This window comes from Lactonifactor longoviformis (assembly GCF_042848515.1).
Taxonomy (GTDB): domain Bacteria; phylum Bacillota; class Clostridia; order Lachnospirales; family Lachnospiraceae; genus Lactonifactor; species Lactonifactor longoviformis.
In genome coordinates, this window is sequence record NZ_AP031453.1 from 1,435,836 (window position 1) to 1,456,051 (window position 20,216).

General features: G+C 46.6%; 21 protein-coding genes. 19 read left to right on the plus strand and 2 right to left on the minus strand.

Translation table 11 applies throughout. The features are described from left to right. Nucleotides 1-174: 174 nt before the first annotated feature. On the minus strand, nt 175-798 hold the full coding sequence (locus ACGHCT_RS06620; protein ID WP_390438980.1) for a DUF1836 domain-containing protein: 624 nt from the start codon (nt 796-798) through the stop codon (nt 175-177). 109 nt (nt 799-907) lie between these two features. Here ACGHCT_RS06620 and ACGHCT_RS06625 point away from each other — a divergent pair, with 109 nt between their 5' ends. The 9 genes from ACGHCT_RS06625 to rlmD all read left to right on the plus strand — a co-directional run bounded on the left by ACGHCT_RS06625 (nt 908) and on the right by rlmD (nt 12,603). Continuing rightward, complete coding sequence (locus ACGHCT_RS06625; RefSeq protein WP_390438982.1) at nt 908-1,984, plus strand: aldose 1-epimerase family protein; 1,077 nt, start codon at nt 908-910, stop codon at nt 1,982-1,984. A 187-nt stretch (nt 1,985-2,171) separates the two neighbouring features. Further along, on the plus strand, nt 2,172-2,384 hold the full coding sequence (locus tag ACGHCT_RS06630; protein ID WP_390438984.1) for a hypothetical protein: 213 nt from the start codon (nt 2,172-2,174) through the stop codon (nt 2,382-2,384). Beyond that, the gene (chvE, locus tag ACGHCT_RS06635; protein ID WP_390438986.1) at nt 2,321-3,301 is read left to right on the plus strand and encodes a multiple monosaccharide ABC transporter substrate-binding protein; all 981 of its coding nucleotides are present in this window, start codon (nt 2,321-2,323) and stop codon (nt 3,299-3,301) included. The genes ACGHCT_RS06630 and chvE overlap by 64 nt, the downstream gene beginning before the upstream one ends. Nucleotides 3,302-3,366: 65 nt before the next feature. Continuing rightward, entirely contained in the window at nt 3,367-4,905 is a 1,539-nt protein-coding gene (gene mmsA / locus ACGHCT_RS06640) for a multiple monosaccharide ABC transporter ATP-binding protein (protein ID WP_390438988.1), read from the plus strand. Between the two features lies 1 nt (nt 4,906). Next, the gene (gene mmsB / locus ACGHCT_RS06645) at nt 4,907-6,070 is read left to right on the plus strand and encodes a multiple monosaccharide ABC transporter permease (protein WP_390438990.1); all 1,164 of its coding nucleotides are present in this window, start codon (nt 4,907-4,909) and stop codon (nt 6,068-6,070) included. A gap of 167 nt (nt 6,071-6,237) precedes the next feature. Beyond that, nucleotides 6,238-8,436 carry an extracellular solute-binding protein gene (locus ACGHCT_RS06650; RefSeq protein ID WP_390438992.1) on the plus strand — a complete coding sequence of 733 codons (2,199 nt, stop codon included), beginning with the start codon at nt 6,238-6,240 and terminating at the stop codon, nt 8,434-8,436. A 166-nt stretch (nt 8,437-8,602) separates the two neighbouring features. Further along, a complete protein-coding gene (gene pcrA / locus ACGHCT_RS06655; protein ID WP_390438994.1) occupies nt 8,603-10,813 on the plus strand; it encodes a DNA helicase PcrA in 2,211 nt (736 codons plus the stop codon). 76 nt (nt 10,814-10,889) lie between these two features. Beyond that, on the plus strand, nt 10,890-11,117 hold the full coding sequence (locus ACGHCT_RS06660; RefSeq protein WP_072848896.1) for a hypothetical protein: 228 nt from the start codon (nt 10,890-10,892) through the stop codon (nt 11,115-11,117). A 91-nt stretch (nt 11,118-11,208) separates the two neighbouring features. Then, complete coding sequence (rlmD, locus tag ACGHCT_RS06665; RefSeq protein ID WP_390438997.1) at nt 11,209-12,603, plus strand: 23S rRNA (uracil(1939)-C(5))-methyltransferase RlmD; 1,395 nt, start codon at nt 11,209-11,211, stop codon at nt 12,601-12,603. A gap of 256 nt (nt 12,604-12,859) precedes the next feature. On the opposite strand, the gene ACGHCT_RS06670 is transcribed toward rlmD, so the two are convergent. After that, nucleotides 12,860-13,159, minus strand: a complete 300-nt coding sequence (locus tag ACGHCT_RS06670; RefSeq protein WP_390438999.1) for a helix-turn-helix domain-containing protein — start codon at nt 13,157-13,159, stop codon at nt 12,860-12,862. Between the two features lie 152 nt (nt 13,160-13,311). Between ACGHCT_RS06670 and ACGHCT_RS06675 the strand changes: the two genes are divergently transcribed. The 10 genes from ACGHCT_RS06675 to ACGHCT_RS06720 all read left to right on the plus strand — a co-directional run bounded on the left by ACGHCT_RS06675 (nt 13,312) and on the right by ACGHCT_RS06720 (nt 20,210). After that, nucleotides 13,312-13,560, plus strand: a complete 249-nt coding sequence (locus ACGHCT_RS06675) for a hypothetical protein (RefSeq protein ID WP_390439001.1) — start codon at nt 13,312-13,314, stop codon at nt 13,558-13,560. A 110-nt stretch (nt 13,561-13,670) separates the two neighbouring features. Continuing rightward, on the plus strand, nt 13,671-13,871 hold the full coding sequence (locus ACGHCT_RS06680; RefSeq protein ID WP_390439003.1) for a helix-turn-helix domain-containing protein: 201 nt from the start codon (nt 13,671-13,673) through the stop codon (nt 13,869-13,871). Next, entirely contained in the window at nt 13,864-14,757 is an 894-nt protein-coding gene (locus ACGHCT_RS06685) for a LysR family transcriptional regulator (protein WP_390439005.1), read from the plus strand. The genes ACGHCT_RS06680 and ACGHCT_RS06685 overlap by 8 nt, the downstream gene beginning before the upstream one ends. Before the next feature lie 25 nt (nt 14,758-14,782). After that, nucleotides 14,783-15,676 carry a LysR family transcriptional regulator gene (locus tag ACGHCT_RS06690; RefSeq protein WP_390439007.1) on the plus strand — a complete coding sequence of 298 codons (894 nt, stop codon included), beginning with the start codon at nt 14,783-14,785 and terminating at the stop codon, nt 15,674-15,676. A gap of 246 nt (nt 15,677-15,922) precedes the next feature. Beyond that, on the plus strand, nt 15,923-16,810 hold the full coding sequence (locus ACGHCT_RS06695; protein WP_390439009.1) for an alpha/beta hydrolase: 888 nt from the start codon (nt 15,923-15,925) through the stop codon (nt 16,808-16,810). 16 nt (nt 16,811-16,826) lie between these two features. Then, nucleotides 16,827-17,996: an iron-containing alcohol dehydrogenase gene (locus ACGHCT_RS06700; RefSeq protein ID WP_390439011.1), complete on the plus strand. Its 1,170-nt coding sequence runs from the start codon at nt 16,827-16,829 to the stop codon at nt 17,994-17,996. Nucleotides 17,997-18,017: 21 nt separating this feature from the next. Next, nucleotides 18,018-18,734 carry a flavodoxin gene (locus tag ACGHCT_RS06705; RefSeq protein ID WP_390439013.1) on the plus strand — a complete coding sequence of 239 codons (717 nt, stop codon included), beginning with the start codon at nt 18,018-18,020 and terminating at the stop codon, nt 18,732-18,734. Between the two features lie 27 nt (nt 18,735-18,761). Further along, complete coding sequence (locus ACGHCT_RS06710) at nt 18,762-19,400, plus strand: flavodoxin (protein ID WP_390439015.1); 639 nt, start codon at nt 18,762-18,764, stop codon at nt 19,398-19,400. Between the two features lie 22 nt (nt 19,401-19,422). Further along, nucleotides 19,423-19,851: a cupin domain-containing protein gene (locus ACGHCT_RS06715; protein ID WP_390439017.1), complete on the plus strand. Its 429-nt coding sequence runs from the start codon at nt 19,423-19,425 to the stop codon at nt 19,849-19,851. Between the two features lie 35 nt (nt 19,852-19,886). Beyond that, nucleotides 19,887-20,210: a carboxymuconolactone decarboxylase family protein gene (locus ACGHCT_RS06720; protein WP_390439019.1), complete on the plus strand. Its 324-nt coding sequence runs from the start codon at nt 19,887-19,889 to the stop codon at nt 20,208-20,210. Nucleotides 20,211-20,216 lie beyond the last annotated feature (6 nt).

Sequence of the window (20,216 nt, forward strand, 5' to 3'; positions counted from 1 at the left end):
TGTTTTGTCAAGCATTTTTTCCAGGGAGATTCGTGCATCTTGTGATCATACTTGAAGCTTTCGAGGGCATCTTATCTGTGGGGGGCATTTTCCGGAAAAGCAAAAGAAAGAGAGGACAGGGCAGATTCCTTGGAAATCTTTCCTGTCCTCTCTTTCTGAGGCCGTATCACATCTCTATTCTTTTGGTTCTTTTCCTCTGCCTTTGCTATTTTCTCTGGGCAGTTCATCAATTAATTTTTCAATCAACTGCTTTTTCACGTAGACATCAAAGCTGAGAAGACTGATAAAGGAAAACAGCTGAAGAAATGGCTGCTCATCCTCAGGGCACTGAGAAAAGGATTCCTTAGCCAGGTTAAACCTGCGGGTAACATCCTTCTTCAGGGGCACAATCTGATCCATCTCCAGTTTTACGATCTCATTGTAGATGGCAGTCAGGTCAAAGTCTTCGTCTGTATCAAAATATTTGCCGGTAATAGGCTGGAGCAGTGTCTGAATATCGTTGATCGAGAGAATATTTTTAAAGTAATAGATAAAAATCAAAAGAAACATGTGCTCCTTGGAGTACTTTTTCTTTACCGGGGGAGGAAGCAGGTTATTTTTGGCATAATTATTAATCATAGTCTTGGTAAGAATCTTATCCTCAGGATAGCGCTTGGAGGATTGGAGATTCTTTTCCATGAATGTAGTTACCTGATCCATATATAGATCAATGCCGGGGATATCTTCCGGTTTAATATAGTCAATCCGGGAGATACTGGCCAGTATGCTGTTTAACATATCTTCTGTATTAATTGTCATTTCTTCACCTCTGCTCTCTATTATATAGTTTTCAATACTATTTGTAAATAATTGATTTGTTTAAATTTATGCAGTTGAAATTCAAAATGATAAATGGTAGTATCAGTGCATGAAACGATATATGGAGGTAGATAAGATGAAGGAGCAGTATGAAATCCTAAAAAAAGTGGGGAATATCCAACAGACAGCGGCAGTGCGAAAGATAGAATTTCAGGAGGGCAGAGCCAGAGGAATGCAGGGATATGACATTAAGAACGGCCCCCTCCGATTTCAGGTAATGGGAGATAAGTGCCTGGATATCAGCGAATTATCCTATAAGGGGATGAACCTTTCGTTCCTTGCAAAACAGGGTCTTATAGGAAGAATGGACTACGATACCCACGGGGAAGAGGGAACATCAAATATTATGGGAGGCCTTTTGTTTACCTGCGGGCTGGAGAATACCTGTCTTGCCTGCAGAGAGGGGGAGGCCTATTATCCCATGCACGGAAGAGTCCGCTCAGCCCCCGGAGAACAGCTGTGCGCAAGCGCCGGGTGGGAAGAGGGAAAGTACCGCATAGCCGTAAGCGGACAGATGCGGGAAGGAAAGCTCTTCGGCAATCATATGTGTCTCAGCCGGAGAATTGAAACCGTATATGGAGAGAGAAAGATTTTGCTTACCGACGAGATTGAGAATCTTGCATATCGGGAGGAACCTATGATGGTTTTGTATCACTTTAACATGGGCTATCCGCTTCTGGATGAGGGGGCCAGAGTGATACTGCCCACGAAAAAGGTAATCCCAAGAGATGAGGCTGCCATGAAAAACCGGGAACTCTGGGATCAGATGGAGGCCCCTGCAGATAATGAGCCGGAGCGGGTGTATCTGCACGAATTAGCCGGGGACAGGGAGGGCAATACCTTTGCTTGTCTTATAAATGAAAGGCTGCAGTTGGGCTTAAGGATCCGGTTTTCGAAGAAGTATCTTCCCCATTTTGTACAGTGGAAATCCCTTGCTTCAGGGGACTATGTGATGGGACTGGAACCAACCAATTCCGGGGTATATGGAAGGTCCCGGGAGGAAGAGAACCTACATACCATGCAGCCCTTTGAAAAAGAGAAGATTCAGTTTTCCATAGAGATACTTGAGGGGGAGGAAGAACTGAAAGCCGCTTCGGATGAAGCACAATTGCTTCTTCAGAGGTAAGCCAAATACAGAGGAAACAGGGCAGTTATTGTGCAGATTTGCCAATAACTGCCCTTTGTTTTTGAAATAAACAAACAAAGTTGTAAAAATAGCTTGTCAGATAAAATAATCAGTGCTATATTTATAATTAATCATGAAACGTTTCATGAAAAACAAATTATGATTGCATAGGGAAAGGAGAAACAACATGAAAAAGTTAGCAGCAGTTTTAGCAGCATCTGTGCTGTGCCTGTCTATGTTTGCAGGATGCGGGGATACCAAAGAGGAGGCAAGTACATCGGCCTCAGACGCGAAGGAGGCGGACAGCGAATCCTCAGGGGAGAAAAGTGAAGGGGGATGGTTGGCGTATCCATGCCTACGCAGTCTCTGCAGCGTTGGAACCAGGATGGAGAGAATCTGAACAAATTTCTAACGGAAATGGGATATGAGGTAGATCTTCAGTATGCGGACAACGAAGTACAGCAGCAGGTTTCCCAGATTGAGAATATGATCACAAAAGGTGCGAAGGTGCTCATAATTGCGCCGGTAGACGGCAGCGCTCTCTCGGCAGTATTGGCAGAGGCACATGATGCGGGCATTAAAGTAATTGCCCATGACCGTTTTATTACAGAGACAGAAGATGTGGACTGCGTGGGAACTTTTGACAACAATAAGGTCGGCGCTCTTCAGGGACAGTACATCGCAGACGCCTTGGATTTGGAGCATGCAGATGGCCCGTTTAATCTGGAAATTGTTGCAGGTTCTCTGGATGACGACAATGCCTCCTACTTTTTGGGCGGAGCTATGGAGATTCTTCAGCCATACATCGACAGCGGCAAGCTGGTTGTAAGATCCGGGCAGACCACGAGAGAACAGTGCGCAACGGACGCATGGCAGACCGATGTAGCCCAAGCCAGAATGGATAATATTCTGACTGCATATTACACAACAGAGAAACTAGATGCGGTGCTCTGTTCCAATGACTCTACTGCACTGGGTGCTGAATCTGCATTAAAATCGGCCGGATATGGCTCAGGGGATCTTCCATTCCCTGTGATTACCGGACAGGATTGTGACACAGCAAATGTGAAGGCTATCATTGCCGGAGAACAGTCTATGTCTGTTTTCAAGGATACAAGAGCACTGGCCAAGCAGGTAGCGTCTATGGCCCAGGCGTTTATGAACGGGGAAGAGCCTGAGTACAACGATACTACTACCTATAATAACGGGGCAAAAGTAGTTCCTGCCTATGCCCTGGAGCCGATTGTAGTAACAAAGGATAATTATCAGGAAAAACTGGTCGATTCCGGTTATTATACAGAAGCTGAATTAAAGTAAGCATAGAGAAGGGCGGTGCAGAGAAGTACCGCCCTTCCATATACAGGAGAACACGGGAGGCAGGCATGACAAAGGTATTATTGGAAATGCAGAATATAGTAAAGGAATTTCCGGGTGTCCGTGCGCTTGATAATGTAAATATCAAAGTCCGGGAAAAAACCATCCATGCACTTGTGGGCGAGAACGGGGCAGGAAAATCCACACTTATGAAGGTTCTGAGCGGTGTACATCGCCACGGCACATATGAGGGAAAGATTATATGGGACGGGGGTGAATGCCGGTTCAGAGACATCCGGGAAAGCGAAAAAAAGGGGATTGTAATTATCCATCAGGAGCTGGCACTGATTCCACAGCTTTCCATTATGGAAAACCTTTTTCTGGGAAATGAACAGCAGAAAAAAGGGGTGATTGACTGGGAAAAATGCCGCTTTGAGGCTATACGTCTGATGGAACTGGTGGGGCTGAGGGAAAAACCGGAGACCCTGATCAATCAGATTGGTGTGGGGAAACAGCAGCTGGTAGAGATCGCCAAGGCTCTGGCGAAAAAAGTTCGGCTGCTCATACTGGATGAGCCTACCGCAGCCCTTAACGAGGAAGAAAGTGAACGTCTGCTGAATCTTATCCTCCGCCTGAGAGACGATCACGGCATGACCGGCATTATTATTTCTCATAAGCTGGCGGAGGTGACAAAGGTTGCAGATGATATTACCGTACTCAGAGACGGGAGCACCGTGGAAACGCTCTGTGCGGCTTCGGACCTCATCACGGAAGAGAGGATTATTCAGGGAATGGTGGGACGGGAGCTGACGAACCTGTATCCGGCAAGAGACTCCGAAATTGGAGAAGTTCGGTTTGAGATTAGGGATTGGGTGGTATACTCCGAGGAATATAAAGACAAGATCATGATTGACCATATAAATATGAAGATAAAACGGGGCGAGGTGGTGGGCATCGCTGGTCTTATGGGCGCCGGCAGAACAGAATTCGCCATGAGCGTGTTCGGCAGAAGCTTTGGCTCCAGAGTACAGGGAATCGTAGTAAAGGATGGAACAGAAATTAATGTAAGCACAGTCTCTTCAGCCATAGAGAATGGGATTGCCTACCTGACAGAAGACAGAAAGGCTCTGGGCCTGCTGCTTCAGGAGAGCATCAAGGGGAATATATCCCTGCCAAGCCTGCACAAGCTGGCCCGCAAAGGGGTGGTAAATCAAAATGAAGAAATCAAGGTGGCTGAAGAATATATAGAAAGACTGGGAATCAAGGCACCCGGGATCTTCCAGACAACCAATAACCTCTCCGGAGGAAACCAGCAGAAGGTACTTTTGGCCAGATGGATTTACGCAGATCCGGATCTTTTGATTCTGGACGAACCGACCAGAGGCATCGATGTGGGGGCAAAATACGAGATCTATCACATTATAAATGAGCTTGCCGCACAGGGAAAGTGTATTCTGGTCATTTCCTCAGAGCTGCCGGAAGTTCTGGGAACCAGCGACAGAATCTATGTTATGAATGAGGGCAGGATAGCCGGTGAATTTACCAGGGAAGAGGCAACCCAGGAAAAGATTATGAAATCAATTTTACAGAGCAACAGGAGGAACTGAGATGAATCAGGGAAGAAAATTTCATTTGGATTTTAAAAAATATGGGATGGTGATTGCCCTGGTAGTAATTACCGCACTGTTTCAATGGCTGACAAAAGGGGTGCTTCTGGCACCTATGAATATATCAAAATTACTTATGCAGAATGGATACATATTAATCCTGGCAATTGGCATGCTGCCCATTATTCTTACCGGAGACATTGATCTGTCTGTGGGATCTGTGGTTGCCCTGGTAGGGGCTGTGACCAGCAAACTCCTGGTGGGAGAGGCAAGGATGCCGGTGGCTTTGGGAATTGCCATCGGACTTTTAGTGGGAATTCTTATCGGGATATGGCATGGATTCTGGATCGCCTATGTAAAGGTACCTGCTTTTATCGCCACGCTGGCAGGCATGCTGTTTTTCAGAGGTCTTACCCTGGTAATCACACAGGGAAAAACTATTGGTCCCTATCCCGACGCATATCAGTACATTGCACAGGCTTATCTTCCCGATGTGGGAGGCGCTTCGCAGATACACCTGACTACCATTCTGATCGGGGCTGCACTGATTGTTGTTTTCCTGATCACGCAGCTGCAGAAGAGAAGGCGGGAGATATCCTATGGATTTGCGGTATCAGGCAGCGGGGTATATACCCTGAAGCTTGTAGTTATGGCAGGATTGATTGCCTTTGCTACCTATTGGTTTACCAGATTCAAGGGTGCACCTGTGATTCTGCTGATTCTTGGGCTACTTACTTTTGTCTATTCTTTTGTAACAGAGAAGACCGTTCTGGGGCGGCATATCTATGCCCTGGGAGGAAATGAGAGGGCCACAGCCCTGTCCGGAATCAAAACAAAACGGGTGAAATTTATGACCTTTGTAAATATGGGACTTCTTGCAGCCTTTGCAGGCATTGTATACTCTGCCAGAATCAACTGTGCCAATCCCACCGCCGGCGACGGATTTGAGCTGGATGCCATTGCTGCCTGCTATATCGGCGGCGCTTCCGCTTCCGGAGGGGTGGGGAGAATCAGCGGCGCTATTGTGGGCGGTCTGGTTATGGGTGTCCTGAATAACGGAATGTCCATCATCGGTGTGGGGACAGATTGGCAGAAGTCCATCAAGGGGCTGGTTCTCTTGGCAGCCGTGGTCTTTGATATTGTAAATCAGACCAAGAAAAAATAGCAAACCTTGCAGGCGGTGAACCTGATGTGATAAGATGTAACTGTTCACAGTACGGTCTGAAAGGCATGCTGTGAACGGCACATTTCATCACCCAATCAGGATGATACAGTGTTTATAATCACTGTGTTTAGAAATAAAAGCAGCAAAAAAGAGTAAGGAGTACAGATATGGCCACGATTAAGGAAGTTGCAAAGCTTGCAAATGTATCTTTGGGGACGGTATCCAATGTATTGAATGGAAAGACCCAGAACGAAGAGCTGATTCAGAGGGTGGAAGCAGCAATGGAACAGCTTTCCTACCGTCCGGATGCCAATGCCAGAAGCTTGAAAAATACACGGAGCGGTGTCATAGGAGTGATCTTGCCGGATATTCTGCAAGCGGATCTGGCAGACTTTTTACTCGAGCTGGAACGCCTTCTGAGAGAAAAAGGATATCACATCCTGGTAAAGTTCAGCAGAAATAACCGTCTGATTGAGAAGCAGTGCATTGAGGCTTTTCTGGAACAATGTGTGGACGGGATTATCCTGTACTCTGTGCAGCGCAGAAAGCCGGTAACTCTTCTTGAAAAGTCAAAGGTACCCGCAGTGATTATCAGCCGAAGCGAGACGGAACAGTTTGCCGGGGATAAGATAATCATTGATTACAGCCGGGCGTTTACACAGGCTATGGAAGAGTGTGCGGCCAGCCATTGGAAGCGGGTAGGTCTGATCCAGGAAAAGGATCTTCTCCAGGAAGAGGATCTGTCGGGAATTTACCACCGCTTTTATCCGGAAAACGACTTCATCAAAGTCGTAGATGGGAGCCAGGAGCGGGGGTTCCAGGCATTTTTCCAATTGTATACCGCAGATCCGCATCTGGACTGCATAATCGCCGGAAGCGCTACCATAGCAAACGGCGTAAAGCGGGCCATAGATATACTGGAGGTACCCGGGATTCCTGTGATTGTAATGAAAGAGAGCAGCTGGATGGAAGATGCCGGTTACTTTGCCGCCCAGCTTACCGTATCTCCAAAAGTTATGGCACAGAAGACGGCGGAGCGTCTTCTGGAGGCTGTGAGAAGGCCTCATCTGCATGAGAATATGACTACATTTCTCCATGCAGACTATGATAAGATAGAGCCTGCTACCGCAGGAATCAAAAAGGCAGAGCATGATCTGAGATTTGCTATGTATGACTGCTCCTCCTCCAGAAGTCTGCAGATGCTGTCCAGGATTTACGAGAAAGAGAGCGGCAGAAAAATTATCTTTGATCTCTATTCCTACGGGGAGTTAGAGGAGCTCCTCTATCAGAAGTCCGGGGAAAAGGACAGCTATTACGACGGGTTTATGATGGATATTACCTGGCTGGAAGGTCTCATAGAGAGCGGAGGCGTAAAAAATCTGGATGCGCTCTGGAAAGACCACAGAGGCTATTTCGAGGGGTTTATCGATGGGGTGGTAAAGGAGTACGGTATGTATGTGGAATCTCTCTATGCAATTCCATTCATGTCCGGCGCCCTCCTGTTGTTTTACCAGAAGGATTTGTTTGAAAACCGTGCCCTGCAGATGCGGTTTAAAAGAAAATATAAGGAAGATCTTCTTCCTCCGCAGACCTGGGCCCAGTTTAATCTGATTGCGGAGTTTTTTACCAAAGAATACAATCCCCAGTCACCGGTGATGTACGGCGCCTCTCTTCCCAGAGGGGAGAATGTCTATACTGCCCTAAGCTTCCTCTGCCATCTGTGGTCTTACGGAAGCCGGGTATTTGATGAAAACGGAGATGTGAGCATCAACGACAGCAATGCGGCCGCGGCTCTTAGAAATCTGGTTCTTTCCTATAAATATACTTCCGGGAAGCAGCTTTGCTCCTGGAATGAGGTGGCAGATGAATTTGCCCGGGGGAACAGCGCCATGGTACTCCTCTATGACTCTGATGCCGGGGATATTAATAATTATACGAAATCAAAAGTAGCCGGGAACCTGGGGTATTCCCAGATCCCAGGGGGAGCTCCTGTTCTGGGGGGCTGGAGTCTGGGGTTGAACCGTTATGGCACCCATCAGGAGGATGCCCAGAATTTTCTTCTGTGGGCCTGCGGCAGCCAGAATGGGATTCCTCTCTCTCTTCTTGGCGGCTCAACCCTGAGGAAAGAATATTACAGAAGGGCAGATCTGGAGAATCTCGAGCCCTGGAAATGCCTGATCCTAAAGTGCTACGAACAGAGCAAAAAGCGTTTTATGCCTGAGATTCTGGACGAAAGCCGGTGGAAGAATAATATCTATACCTCTCTGATTCCCAAAGAGATTGAACGGGTTCTGAAGGGAGAGATCAGTGAGCAGGAAGCTCTCCGGAATATGGAGACAAACATCCGCAGGCTTCTTGAGCGGTAAGAAAAGCGGCAGGACATAAGGCCTGGAGAATCCAAAGGGTTCTCCGGGCTTTTTATACAGCGGCAATAGGGATTCCCCGGAACTTCTGGATCTCAGGCAGGGGCTGTGCTATAATGAAAATTGCCTGTTTAGCAGGATGGATGATTAGGATAGATGGAGAATGCATATGAGTATATACGATACATTGAACAGCCAGCAGCAGGAGGCGGTTTTTCGGACAGAGGGGCCGGTGCTGATCCTGGCGGGAGCAGGTTCCGGCAAGACCAGAGTGCTGACGCACCGGATTGCGTACCTGATAGAAGAAAAGGGAGTTAACCCATGGAATATCATGGCGATTACCTTCACCAATAAGGCAGCGGAGGAGATGCGGGACCGTGTGGATAAGCTGGTGGGCTTCGGCGCCGAGAGCGTCTGGGTGAGCACCTTTCATTCCAGTTGTGTGAGAATCCTGAGACGCTACATTGACCGCCTGGGATACAGCAATAATTTTACAATCTATGACACCGATGACCAGAAGACCTTGATGAAGGATATCTGCAAGCGGCTGAATATTGATACGAAAGTATACAAAGAGCGGGCGATTATGAGTGCTGTCTCATCTGCCAAGGATGAGCTCATAAGCCCCGAGGAATATGAACTCAGCACTATGGGGGATTTCGGAAAGAAAAAGATAGCCCTTGCCTACAAGGAATACCAAAAGCAGCTGAAAAAGAACAATGCTCTGGACTTTGATGATCTCATTGTAAAGACCGTAGAACTCTTCCAGGCCTGCCCCGACGTACTTGAGTCTTACCAGGAACGGTTCCGGTATCTGATGGTGGATGAATATCAGGATACCAATACGGCGCAGTTTAAGTTTGTCAGCCTTCTGGCCTCCAAATATCAGAACCTGTGCGTAGTGGGCGACGACGATCAGTCCATCTACAAGTTCCGGGGAGCCAATATAGGAAATATTCTGGGCTATGAAAAGGTATTTCCCAATGCCAAGGTGATCAAATTGGAGCAAAATTACCGTTCCACCCAGAATATCCTGAATTCTGCCAATGAGGTAATTCGAAACAATCTGGGACGAAAGAGCAAGACACTCTGGACAGACAACGAGGAAGGAGCGCTTCTGCATTTCAGGCAGTTTATGAACGGCTTTGAAGAGGCAGAATATATCACAGGTGATATCAGCCAAAAGGTCCGCGAGGGAGAATGCAGCTACAAAGATTGTGCTATTTTGTACCGGACCAATGCCCAGTCTCGTTTGTTCGAAGAAAAATTTCTTATGTCCAATATCCCTTATAAAATGGTGGGAGGAGTAAACTTCTATGCCAGAAAGGAAATCAAGGATCTCCTGGCATATCTGAAAACCGTTGACAATGCCAGAGACGATATTGCTGTCAGGAGGATTATCAATGTGCCGAAACGCGGTATCGGCCTGACAACAATCACCCGGGTCCAGGACTACGCGGATGCCAATGGCATTAGTTTTTACGATGCGCTGCGAACTGCGGATGAGATTCCTTCTCTGGGAAGAGGTGCCGCTAAAATTCGTCCGTTCGTCACCTTTATCCAAAGTCTCAGAAGCAAGGCAGAGTATCTCTCCGTCACAGAACTGTTGGATGATATTATAGAAGAAACCGGCTATGTAGCAGATCTTAAAGCCGAAGACACCGACGAGGCCAATGCCAGAATTGAGAATATCGATGAATTGATTACTAAGGTGGTTACCTATGAGGAGGGAACTGATACGCCCAGCCTTGGGGAATTCCTGGAAGAGGTTGCGCTGATTGCGGATATTGACACTGTGGATTCAAACAGTGACAGGGTTTTGATGATGACCTTACATAGCGCAAAAGGACTGGAATTTCCTTATGTCTATATGGCGGGCATGGAAGACGGCATCTTCCCCAGCTATATGACAATCGTGGCAGACGATCCCACGGAAATCGAAGAGGAGCGCCGTCTGTGCTACGTGGGAATTACCCGGGCGATGAAGGATCTTACCCTGACTTGTGCCCAGCAGCGTATGATTCGGGGCGAAACGCAGTATAATAAAGTATCACGGTTTATCCGTGAGATTCCAAGAGAACTGGTGGATATGGGACAGAGCTTCCAGGAAAGGAAGGTAAAAGATATCCCGCTGCCCTCCGGATTCCAGCAGATGCGCCAGGCCTTCAAAAGTCAGGCCTTCCAGCCCCGGCAGTTTGAAGTGAAAAAATCAGAGGGACTGAGCTACGGCGTAGGAGACACGGTAAAACACATTAAATTCGGCGTGGGGATCGTGGAAAATATCGCAGAAGGCGGAAAGGATTACGAGGTTACCGTCAATTTTGATAAGGCAGGAGTGAAAAAAATGTTTGCTTCCTTCGCCAAACTCAAGAAAATCTAAAATTTTCAGAAATGATGGTAAAATCCCACATATGGTGGTATAATAACTCTAACGACAAGAGAGGATGGTGTATATAATGAATAAAGTGGAAGATTTTCTTGCAGCATTACAGAAAAAAGAAGAAGAAAAAAATAAAAATACGGTTCTCTGGATATTGGCAATTATAGGTGCTGTAGCAGCAGTTGCGGGAATCGCATATGCAGTATATCGTTTCTTTACACCTGATTATTTGGAAGATTTCGAAGAGGATTTTGATGATGACTTTGATGATTATTTCGAAGATGAGGATGACGAAGAAGAGTAAGATATGATAATAATAGCTCCGGTGCAGACCTGTGCCGGGGCTATCGTTCTGTCAGGAGATAATAAGATAACGAGAAGTAAGGAGAGAGCCTGTGAGAAAAGGTGATATTTGTGAAGGAATCATTGAAAAAGTAGAGTTTCCCAACAAGGGAAAAGTGGTAATCGACGGTCAGACCATAACTGTCAAGAATGGAATACCGGGCCAGAGGATCCGGTTTGCGATAAATAAAAAGCGAAAGAATAAAATGGAAGGGCGTCTCCTGGAAGTGCTGAAGAAATCCCCCCTGGAAACCAGGGAGCCTGTGTGCAGTATCTTTCCTGCCTGCGGAGGCTGTATGTACCAGACCATGTCCTATGAAAAACAGCTGGAGATGAAAGAAAGACAGGTAAAAGATCTTTTGGACGAGGCCATCCAAAAAGGGGGACAAACCGATGAAAATGGCTGCCCGGACTATGTATTTGAGGGCGTCAAAGGCAGTCCTCAGGAATTCGGCTACCGGAATAAGATGGAATTCTCCTTCGGAGATGAATACAAAGACGGTCCTCTGTCACTCGGTCTACATAAGAAGGGGAGCACCTATGATGTTCTGACAGCTTCAGACTGTAAGCTGGTGCACGAGGACTACACCAGAATTCTAATGTGTATCCTGGCTTATTTTCAGGAGCGAACTGTGGGGTATTACAAAAAAATGCAGCATGTGGGCTATCTGCGCCACCTGCTCCTCCGCAGGGCTCAGACAACCGGTGAGATCCTGGTGAATCTGGTAACCACCAGCCAGGAAGAACACGATTTGACGGAACTTGTGGAACAAGTCCTCGGGCTTCCACTGGAGGGCAGGATCGTGGGATTTCTGCACATTATCAATGACTCTCTGTCTGATGTGGTCCAGAGCGATGAGACCAGGATTCTGTATGGAAAAGACTATTTTTACGAAGAGATTCTGGGGCTTAAGTTCAAGGTGACACCATTTTCCTTTTTCCAACCCAATTCCTTTGGGGCCGAAGTACTCTACCGTACAGCACGTGAGTTTATAGGAGATACCAAGGATATGACCGTGTTTGACCTGTACAGCGGAACGGGAACAATTTCACAGATCCTTTCCCCGGTGGCCAAGGAAGTGATTGGAGTGGAGATTGTAGACGAAGCGGTGGAGGCGGCGAAAGAAAATGCGGCGCTGAACGGTATTGCCAATTGCCGGTTTATTGCCGGGGATGTGCTGAAAGTGTTGGATGAGATTGAGGAGAAGCCGGACATCATCGTGCTAGACCCGCCCAGGGACGGAGTGCATCCGAAGGCCCTGAAGAAGATCATAGAGTACGGGGTGGACAGACTTGTGTATATTTCCTGTAAACCCAGCAGTTTGGCGAGGGATTTGGAAGTGTTTTTGGAGAATGGGTATCGGGTGGAGAGATGTGGAGGGGTGGATCAATTTTGTCAGACAGTGCATGTGGAGTGCGTAGTATTGATGTCAAAAGTCAAAGAATAGAATAGCGAAAAAGTGTAGAAAACAAGGGATTTCCGGGAGTCGGGGCTTGTCAGAGGACAGGTTTCGGTTCCCGGTTTTTTTAATTTTACGGGTAAGTGGGAACTGGTCTACTGTGAAAATTAGCGGAGAGTTGAGTGGTTGATTTTGATATTGGGGGTGTTGAGTTGACAGGTTAAATAAATGGTATGTGGAGTTGACAACATGAATAAAAGCGAAAAGAAAAGCACATCTTTCCCGGTAATGGGATTGATGTGCTTCAAATGGCATCCATCAGATCGAGGAGGATCTGCTTTTGGCGGTCGGTCAGGGTACTCCACTTTGAGAATAGTATCTGCTGCTCCTCGGTCAGCTGCGCTTCTTCGCCTTCAGCAAAAAACTGAGCCAGTGTAATACCAAACGCTCTGCATACCGCTTCCAGTGTCGGCAGAGTAGGAGCGTTATTTCTGTTAAACATATTTGTAACTGTTGAGTGGGAAAGATTTGATTCTTTTGCCAGACGGTAGTCTGTCCATTTCCGCTCTTCCATTAATTCTTTTATGCGTCTTTGCGTATCCATATCATCACCTACCTATCTGTATCTATTCTAAGTCCCAGAAAGGTGTTATAATAGTCACGATTGGTAGATAGAGAAAGACCCGAAAAGGATATACGGAGTGCGTGCTATGGGGAGTAATGGATATACTATAAAGAAAACAGGAGGCAGAGTTTATGGCAAATCAGGAATCCTTACTGGAGCGTTTGGCGCAAGATAATAATATGTCTGTGGAGGAAATGCACAAGCAGCTCGAAAAAAGATTGGTGGCTGGTTTAAATGATCCTAATCCAAAGCATCGAGCGCAATGGGAAAGAATACCCTGCGTTGGGGAAAGGGCTACTGTAGAAGAATGGTTGGAGTATGTGGTAAAGCGAATTTATGAGGAGGAGCGAGAGGATTTGTTAAGAGAATATTTGATATGATGATATTTTTCTGACGAAATTCGTTCACAATCATTTCATAATAAATTGGTTGATATAGGGGGCAATCATAGGTTATAATTCGGATAAACGAACAGATAGGGAGGCACGATATGGATTTTTTATCTGTCAAGGAAATCTCCGCAGAGTGGAATGTATCAGAACGATGGATACAAAAACTTTGTGATGAAGGAAGAATAGACGGTGTATTACGGTTTGGGCGTTCGTGGATGATTCCGAAGGCTGCGCAGAAGCCTGGTGATTTAAGAAAAAAGAGAGCCTCAAAGAGTAAGGTGGTGAAATCAGATGTATAATCCTCAACTTGAAACATTTTTACGCGTGGCAGATGCCGGCAGCTTCAGCAAAGCTGCGGAAGAAGGAGATATTACTCCGGCTGCCGTTATGAAACAGATAAATTTGTTGGAAGCATCTCTGGGTGTAAAACTGTTTGAGAGAACACATCGGGGATTACATCTGACAAAGGCGGGAAAGTCTTTCTATCAAGATACGAAATACATCATCCAATACTGCAAAGATTCTGTCACAAAAGCGAAGAATACTTTGCAGGAAAATGAAGCAGTTATTCGGATAGGAACCTCTCCAATGACACCTGCAGAACAGCTTGTGCAATTGTGGCCTAAAATTCAGAAATATTGTCCGGATATTAAATTCCAGATTCTTCCCTTTGAAAATACCCCGGAAAGGGCAAAAAATATTTTGCTTAATTTCGGAAAAGAAATCGACGTATTTGGATGTATTTTTGATGAGGCACTGTTTGGTTTGGGCGGTTTTGCAGGAACAGAGCTATCGAGAGAGCCGTTTTGCTGTGCTGTTTCGATTCATCACAAACTTGCAGCAAAGGACAAATTAACCATAGAAGATTTGCATGGAGAACATTTTATGTTGATGCGGCGGGGATGGAGCGTTCAGGTGGATAAGCTTCGTGATGAAATCTGGAAAAATCATCCCCAAATCATACTGGAAGATTTTGATTTTTATGACACCGAGATTTTTAATCGCTGTGAAAACAGCAATCATGTGCTGATGGCGATTCCGGGATGGGCCAATGTGCATCCTTTGTTAAAGGTAATACCTGTGGAATGGGAATACAGCATTCCTTATGGATTGCTTCATAATCAGGCTCCAACGGAGCTGGTTAAAAGATTTATCTCGGCGGCAGTAAAGGCTGCCAGCGAATAAATGACAGGAAAGGTGGAGTGGCAGCGTGTATAATCCTCAATTGGAAACATTCTTGCGTGTGGCAGACGCAGGCAGTTTTAATAAAGCAGCGGAAGAATCTTACATAACTTCTACTGCGGTGATTAAGCAGATTAACCTTCTGGAAGAATCTTTGGGGTTGAAATTGTTTGAGAGGACGCACCGGGGACTGCATCTGACAAAAGCCGGAAAGTCCCTATACCAAGATTCCAAGTATATTATCCAGTATTGCAAGGACTCTGTGACACGGGCTAAAAATGCGATGCAGGAAGATAGCAATGTGATTCGGATCGGAACTTCTCCGATCACACCAGCCCAGCTTCTGATGCAGCTGTGGCCGAAGATACAGGAGCAATGCCCGGATATTAAATTCCAGATCATTCCCTTTGAGAATACACCGGAAAATGCCAGCGAAATTTTAAGAAACCTGGGCAAAAACATAGATGTGGTCGGTGGAATTTTTGACGAGACGATGCTGGATCTGCGTAGCTGCTCCGGTCTGGAATTATCCCGTGAACCGCTTTGCTGTGCGGTGTCGATGCATCACCCGTTGGCGGCAAAGGATAGATTAAAGGTAGAGGATCTGTATGGGGAAAATCTTCTTCTCATGCACCGGGAGTGGAGTCGTTATGTGGATAAACTTCGGGACGATCTGTGGAAGAACCATTCGCAGATTCATATTATTGATTTTGATTTTTATGATGTAAATATTTTTAACCGTTGCGAGAATGGCAATGATATTCTGATGGCGATTCCAGGATGGGCCAATGTGCATCCTTTGCTAAAGGTGATTCCGGTGGAATGGGAGCATCATATTCCGTATGGATTGCTTCATTCACCACAGCCGTCAAAGACTGTGGAGCGTTTTTTGGCAGCGGCAAAAGCCGCAGCTTCTAAATAAGACTTAAAACCTTCGGGTAATATCTGATGAACGAAACGAGACTTCTTATGAGGTCTCGTTTTCTTTATACTATAACCAGAACAAACGGAAAGGATGGTGGAATGCTTGAAAAGGGCTGTATGGATGACAGCGGTTACTTGTTTGCTGATTTGCCTTGCAGGTTGCAGTGGGAATTTGGATACAGCTCCGGAAACGAGTGCAGCTTCTGATGCCACCAGCAAATCAAGACTGGAAGGGGGCGCATCAATGCAGGAAACAAAAACGAGCGATTATACCGTGGATACTCCCATAGAAGATGTGATTCGTGATCCTGTATTCGGAGAATACGGAAGATTGATTTTTCCGGTAGATGCGGGTTACTACAGTGGGGATACGCTGGGGGATTTAAGACTTACCTGGTACAACAACATCTCCCCGGACAAAACGGTAGAAATTGCGAATTACATGAAAGACCATGCGGCAGCAGGCGATGTGATTTTTTATGACATCTATACCGATGAGGAAAAAGCTGCTGATCCGGCCAAGGAAGACACGGGACTGTTTTTCTTCAAAGGGACACCCGGAGAAAAATTTGCGGTATGCAATGCAGGTGGGGGCTTTGCCTATGTGGGAGCCATGCAGGACAGTTTTCCCCACGCCTTGGAATTATCGAAGCAAGGTTATAATGCTTTCGCTTTGATTTACCGTCCCGGCGCACAGACTGCTTGTGAGGATTTGGCAAGGGCAATCAGCTTTGTTTTTGAAAACGCAGAGGAACTGGAAGTAGATACAGACAGCTACTCTTTGTGGGGCGGCTCTGCTGGAGCAAGAATGGCGGCATGGCTCGGTTCTTATGGTCCGGCAGATTTCGGTGGGGCTGAACTACCTCAGCCGGGAGCGGTGATCATGCAGTACACCGGCCATAGTGACTATACGGAGTACGATCCGCCCACTTTTGCCTGTGTAGGAGAAAATGATGGCATTGCTAACTGGCGAACGATGGAGCAGCGGCTTAACCGCATGGCGAAGCTTGGCATTGACACAGAGTTTCATCATTATCCGGGGCTTAGTCACGGTTTTGGAATTGGAACCGATACGGTGGCCGATGGCTGGGTAGAGGAAGCAATTGCTTTCTGGGAAAAGCAAATGAAATAATGCAGGAGGAATCATAATGAACAACTTTATTTTTGAAAACGCAACGAAAGTCTATTTTGGTAAGGGCTGCGTCAAGGAATATCTGGCGTGCCTGACAAAGCAATATGGCGATACCGTAATGCTCTGCTATGGCGGCGGTTCCATTAAGAAAAACGGAGTGTATGAGGAAGTAATGTCTCTTCTCAGCGCCGCAGGAAAGAAGGTAATCGAGTTTCCGGGAATCATGGCAAATCCTACTTATGCAAAGGTGCTGGAAGGAGCAAAGCTGGCAAGAGAAAACAATGTAGGTTTGCTGCTTGGCGTAGGTGGCGGCAGCGTAATGGATTGCTGCAAAGCGATTTCCATTGCGGCCAGATATAAGGGAGATGTTTGGAAAGATTTCTGGGAAAGAGCGGGTATTTTTGACTTTGAGCCGCTTCCTCTTGGGGTGATCGTTACCGTGGCAGGTACTGGCAGCGAGTGTAATGGCGGTGCGGTCATTACCAATGAAGAATTGAAAGTAAAGACGGGACGGGACTACCCGCAGTGCAATCCCATGTTTGCCTTGCTTGATCCTACCTACACTTACAGTGTACCTAAATTCCAGATGGCATCCGGAGGTTTCGATATTCTTTCCCATATTATGGAGACTTATTTCAGCGATCCGGATGCAGCCAATGTGTCCGATGATATTTCCGAAGCATTGATGCGTGGCGTGATCCGTGATCTGCGGGCAGCTATTAAGAATCCGGAGGATTACACAGCAAGAAGCAATCTGATGTGGGAAGCGACTATGGGTGAAAACCGTATCATCAAGCTGGGAAAAAGGATGGATTTTGAATGTCACCAGATGGAGCATCAGCTTGGGGCATATACGGACTGCAACCATGGTGCAGGGCTGGCCGTACTGCATCCGGTGTATTACCGACATATCTACAAAGAAGGATTGGCCAAATTCAAGCAGTTTGCTCTGAATGTCTGGGGCGTTTCTGCTGATGGAAAGACAGATGAGGAAATTGCCCTGGCCGGTATCGAGGCGCTGGAAGATTTCATCGTTGAAATTGGACTGCCGGTATCTTTGCAGGACTTGGGAGTGGATGAAAACACTGACTTGAAAGCGATTGCAGATTCCTGTGTCCTCATGTCCGGCAGCTACAAAAAAATGACCCATGAAGAAATCCATGCAATCTTCAAAGAATGCTTTTAAGCACGAAAGGAGCTGACAAGAATGAAAAAATTGACCGCTTTACTTTTAATCCTGATGCTTGTATTCAGTCTTGCCGCCTGTGGTAGCGATCCGCAGGTAACAGAAACAGAACCTGAGACATCGGAGGAGGTGGTGAATACGGAACCTTCGGAGGAAGAAAGTGAGGCCACTCAGGTTTCTGATGCCAATACGCTGGTTGTTTATTTCTCCATGCCGGAGACCACGAATTCTGATAACATGACAGAGGAAGAAGACAACAGCGTTGTAGTCATTGACGGAGAGGTTTTGGAAAACACCCAGTATGTGGCCTATGTTATCCAGGAAAACACAGGTGCAGATATTTTTCGCATTGAGCCGGAAACTCCGTATCCGACCGACCATGACACACTGGTGGATCTGGCAGCGGAGGAACAGGATAATGATGCACGGCCTGCCATCAAGGACAGGATTGAAAATCTGGAACAGTACGACACGATTTTTATCGGCTATCCCAACTGGTGGGGCGATATGCCAATGATCCTCTACTCGTTCTTTGATGAATATGATTTTTCCGGCAAGACCATTGTTCCGTTCAATACCCATGGAGGAAGTGGTTTCTCAAATACCATCAATACGATTGCAGAACTGGAACCGGGCTCAACAATTGATAGAGAAGGGTTTACTGTATCCAGAAATACTGTACAGGATGCGGAACCAGACATCATCGCATGGCTGGAAACTTCAGGATATACAAAATAAACAGATTTTGAAAGGAGATTACCTACTATGAAAAAATTAACTGTTTTATTCTTGAGCATTATGCTCGTACTTGGTCTTGCAGCCTGCGGCAATAACAACACAAATAATACGGAACCGTCCACTACCGAAACTCCGACCACAGATACTTCTGAAACAGAAGCTGCGGATACGGAAAGCACTGGTGGAAAGACACTGGTTGTTTATTACTCCGCATCTGGAAATACCGAGAATGTGTCAAATGTGATTGCAGAAACCCTGGGAGCCGATTTGTTTGAACTGGAACCCGTGGAACCGTACAGCAACGATGACCTGAACTGGACAAACGATGATAGCCGAGTAACCAGAGAGCATGAAAATGAGGACGAAAGAGATGTGGAGCTTGTATCCGCAACAGTCGATAACTGGAGTGAATACGATACGATATTCATCGGCTACCCGATTTGGTGGGGTATCGCCGCATGGCCCGTTGATGAATTTATCGAGACCAATGATTTCACCGGTAAAACAGTCATTCCATTTGCTACATCCGCAAGCTCCGGTATGGGACAAAGCGGCGAACTGCTTGCAGAAATGGCAGGAACCGGTGACTGGCAGGAAGGCCAGCGTTTCCGTTCAGGCGCTTCTGAGGATGATATTGTAGCTTGGGTGGAAGGCTTAGGTTTGTAAAAGTGTAAAGGAGATGCAGTCTATGAAAGAGATACATGATATGCGTGAATTAGAGAACACAAGCATTTTTCCCATCGGGGACAAAAATTTGGCCTTTGCACAATATTTCGATGGAAAGAGTTATTTGAACATGATTTCAACGCAGCAGGTTGCGATTGGAAATGTTACCTTTGAGGCGGGCTGCCGAAATCACTGGCATATCCATCACGCAAAAAAGGGCGGTGGTCAGATTTTGCTGGTCACTGCAGGCCGTGGTTACTATCAGGCATGGGGAGAAGCACCCAGAGAGCTTCGTCCGGGAGATGTTGTAAATATTCCGGCAGAGGTGAAGCACTGGCATGGGGCAGCCCCCGATTCGGCATTTCAGCATCTGGCAGTCGAGGTTCCGGGAGAAGGAACCTCGACGGAGTGGTGCGAAGCGGTAGATGAAAATGCGTACAGTAAATTGTAAAATTTGGAGAAGCTCCAATAGAAAGGATGGTAAAGATGACAAAGAAGCAGACAGCAGGAAGGGATAAATTAGGGGCGCTGGCTCCGAAATTCGCAGAGCTGAACGACGATGTTCTGTTTGGAGAGGTCTGGTCGAGAGAGGAACAGCTTTCCGCAAGAGATCGGAGCATGGTCACAATAGCAGCCCTGTTTTCAGCAGGCTTATACCCACAACTGAAATCTCATCTGGCGCTTGGTAAAGAGCATGGGATCACGAAGGAAGAAGCAGTGGAAATTGTCACGCAACTGGCATTTTACTGCGGATGGCCGAAGGCGTGGAGTACGTTTCCGCTGATTCAGGAAGTGTATGGCGAAGAATAGGAACGG

Bases quoted from the DNA above. Each gene is read 5' to 3' on its own strand.
- ACGHCT_RS06710 (WP_390439015.1), top strand. From the start codon at position 18,762: ATGAAAAAATTAACTGTTTTATTCTTGAGCATTATGCTCGTACTTGGT.
- ACGHCT_RS06670 (WP_390438999.1), bottom strand. From the start codon at position 13,159: ATGGATACGCAAAGACGCATAAAAGAATTAATGGAAGAGCGGAAATGG.
- ACGHCT_RS06700 (WP_390439011.1), top strand. From the start codon at position 16,827: ATGAACAACTTTATTTTTGAAAACGCAACGAAAGTCTATTTTGGTAAG.
- ACGHCT_RS06620 (WP_390438980.1), bottom strand. From the start codon at position 798: ATGACAATTAATACAGAAGATATGTTAAACAGCATACTGGCCAGTATC.
- ACGHCT_RS06660 (WP_072848896.1), top strand. From the start codon at position 10,890: ATGAATAAAGTGGAAGATTTTCTTGCAGCATTACAGAAAAAAGAAGAA.
- mmsA (WP_390438988.1), top strand. From the start codon at position 3,367: ATGACAAAGGTATTATTGGAAATGCAGAATATAGTAAAGGAATTTCCG.
- ACGHCT_RS06680 (WP_390439003.1), top strand. From the start codon at position 13,671: ATGGATTTTTTATCTGTCAAGGAAATCTCCGCAGAGTGGAATGTATCA.
- ACGHCT_RS06695 (WP_390439009.1), top strand. From the start codon at position 15,923: ATGCAGGAAACAAAAACGAGCGATTATACCGTGGATACTCCCATAGAA.
- ACGHCT_RS06675 (WP_390439001.1), top strand. From the start codon at position 13,312: ATGGCAAATCAGGAATCCTTACTGGAGCGTTTGGCGCAAGATAATAAT.
- chvE (WP_390438986.1), top strand. From the start codon at position 2,321: ATGGTTGGCGTATCCATGCCTACGCAGTCTCTGCAGCGTTGGAACCAG.
- mmsB (WP_390438990.1), top strand. From the start codon at position 4,907: ATGAATCAGGGAAGAAAATTTCATTTGGATTTTAAAAAATATGGGATG.
- ACGHCT_RS06685 (WP_390439005.1), top strand. From the start codon at position 13,864: ATGTATAATCCTCAACTTGAAACATTTTTACGCGTGGCAGATGCCGGC.
- pcrA (WP_390438994.1), top strand. From the start codon at position 8,603: ATGAGTATATACGATACATTGAACAGCCAGCAGCAGGAGGCGGTTTTT.
- ACGHCT_RS06650 (WP_390438992.1), top strand. From the start codon at position 6,238: ATGGCCACGATTAAGGAAGTTGCAAAGCTTGCAAATGTATCTTTGGGG.
- ACGHCT_RS06720 (WP_390439019.1), top strand. From the start codon at position 19,887: ATGACAAAGAAGCAGACAGCAGGAAGGGATAAATTAGGGGCGCTGGCT.
- ACGHCT_RS06705 (WP_390439013.1), top strand. From the start codon at position 18,018: ATGAAAAAATTGACCGCTTTACTTTTAATCCTGATGCTTGTATTCAGT.
- ACGHCT_RS06625 (WP_390438982.1), top strand. From the start codon at position 908: ATGAAACGATATATGGAGGTAGATAAGATGAAGGAGCAGTATGAAATC.
- ACGHCT_RS06630 (WP_390438984.1), top strand. From the start codon at position 2,172: ATGAAAAAGTTAGCAGCAGTTTTAGCAGCATCTGTGCTGTGCCTGTCT.
- ACGHCT_RS06715 (WP_390439017.1), top strand. From the start codon at position 19,423: ATGAAAGAGATACATGATATGCGTGAATTAGAGAACACAAGCATTTTT.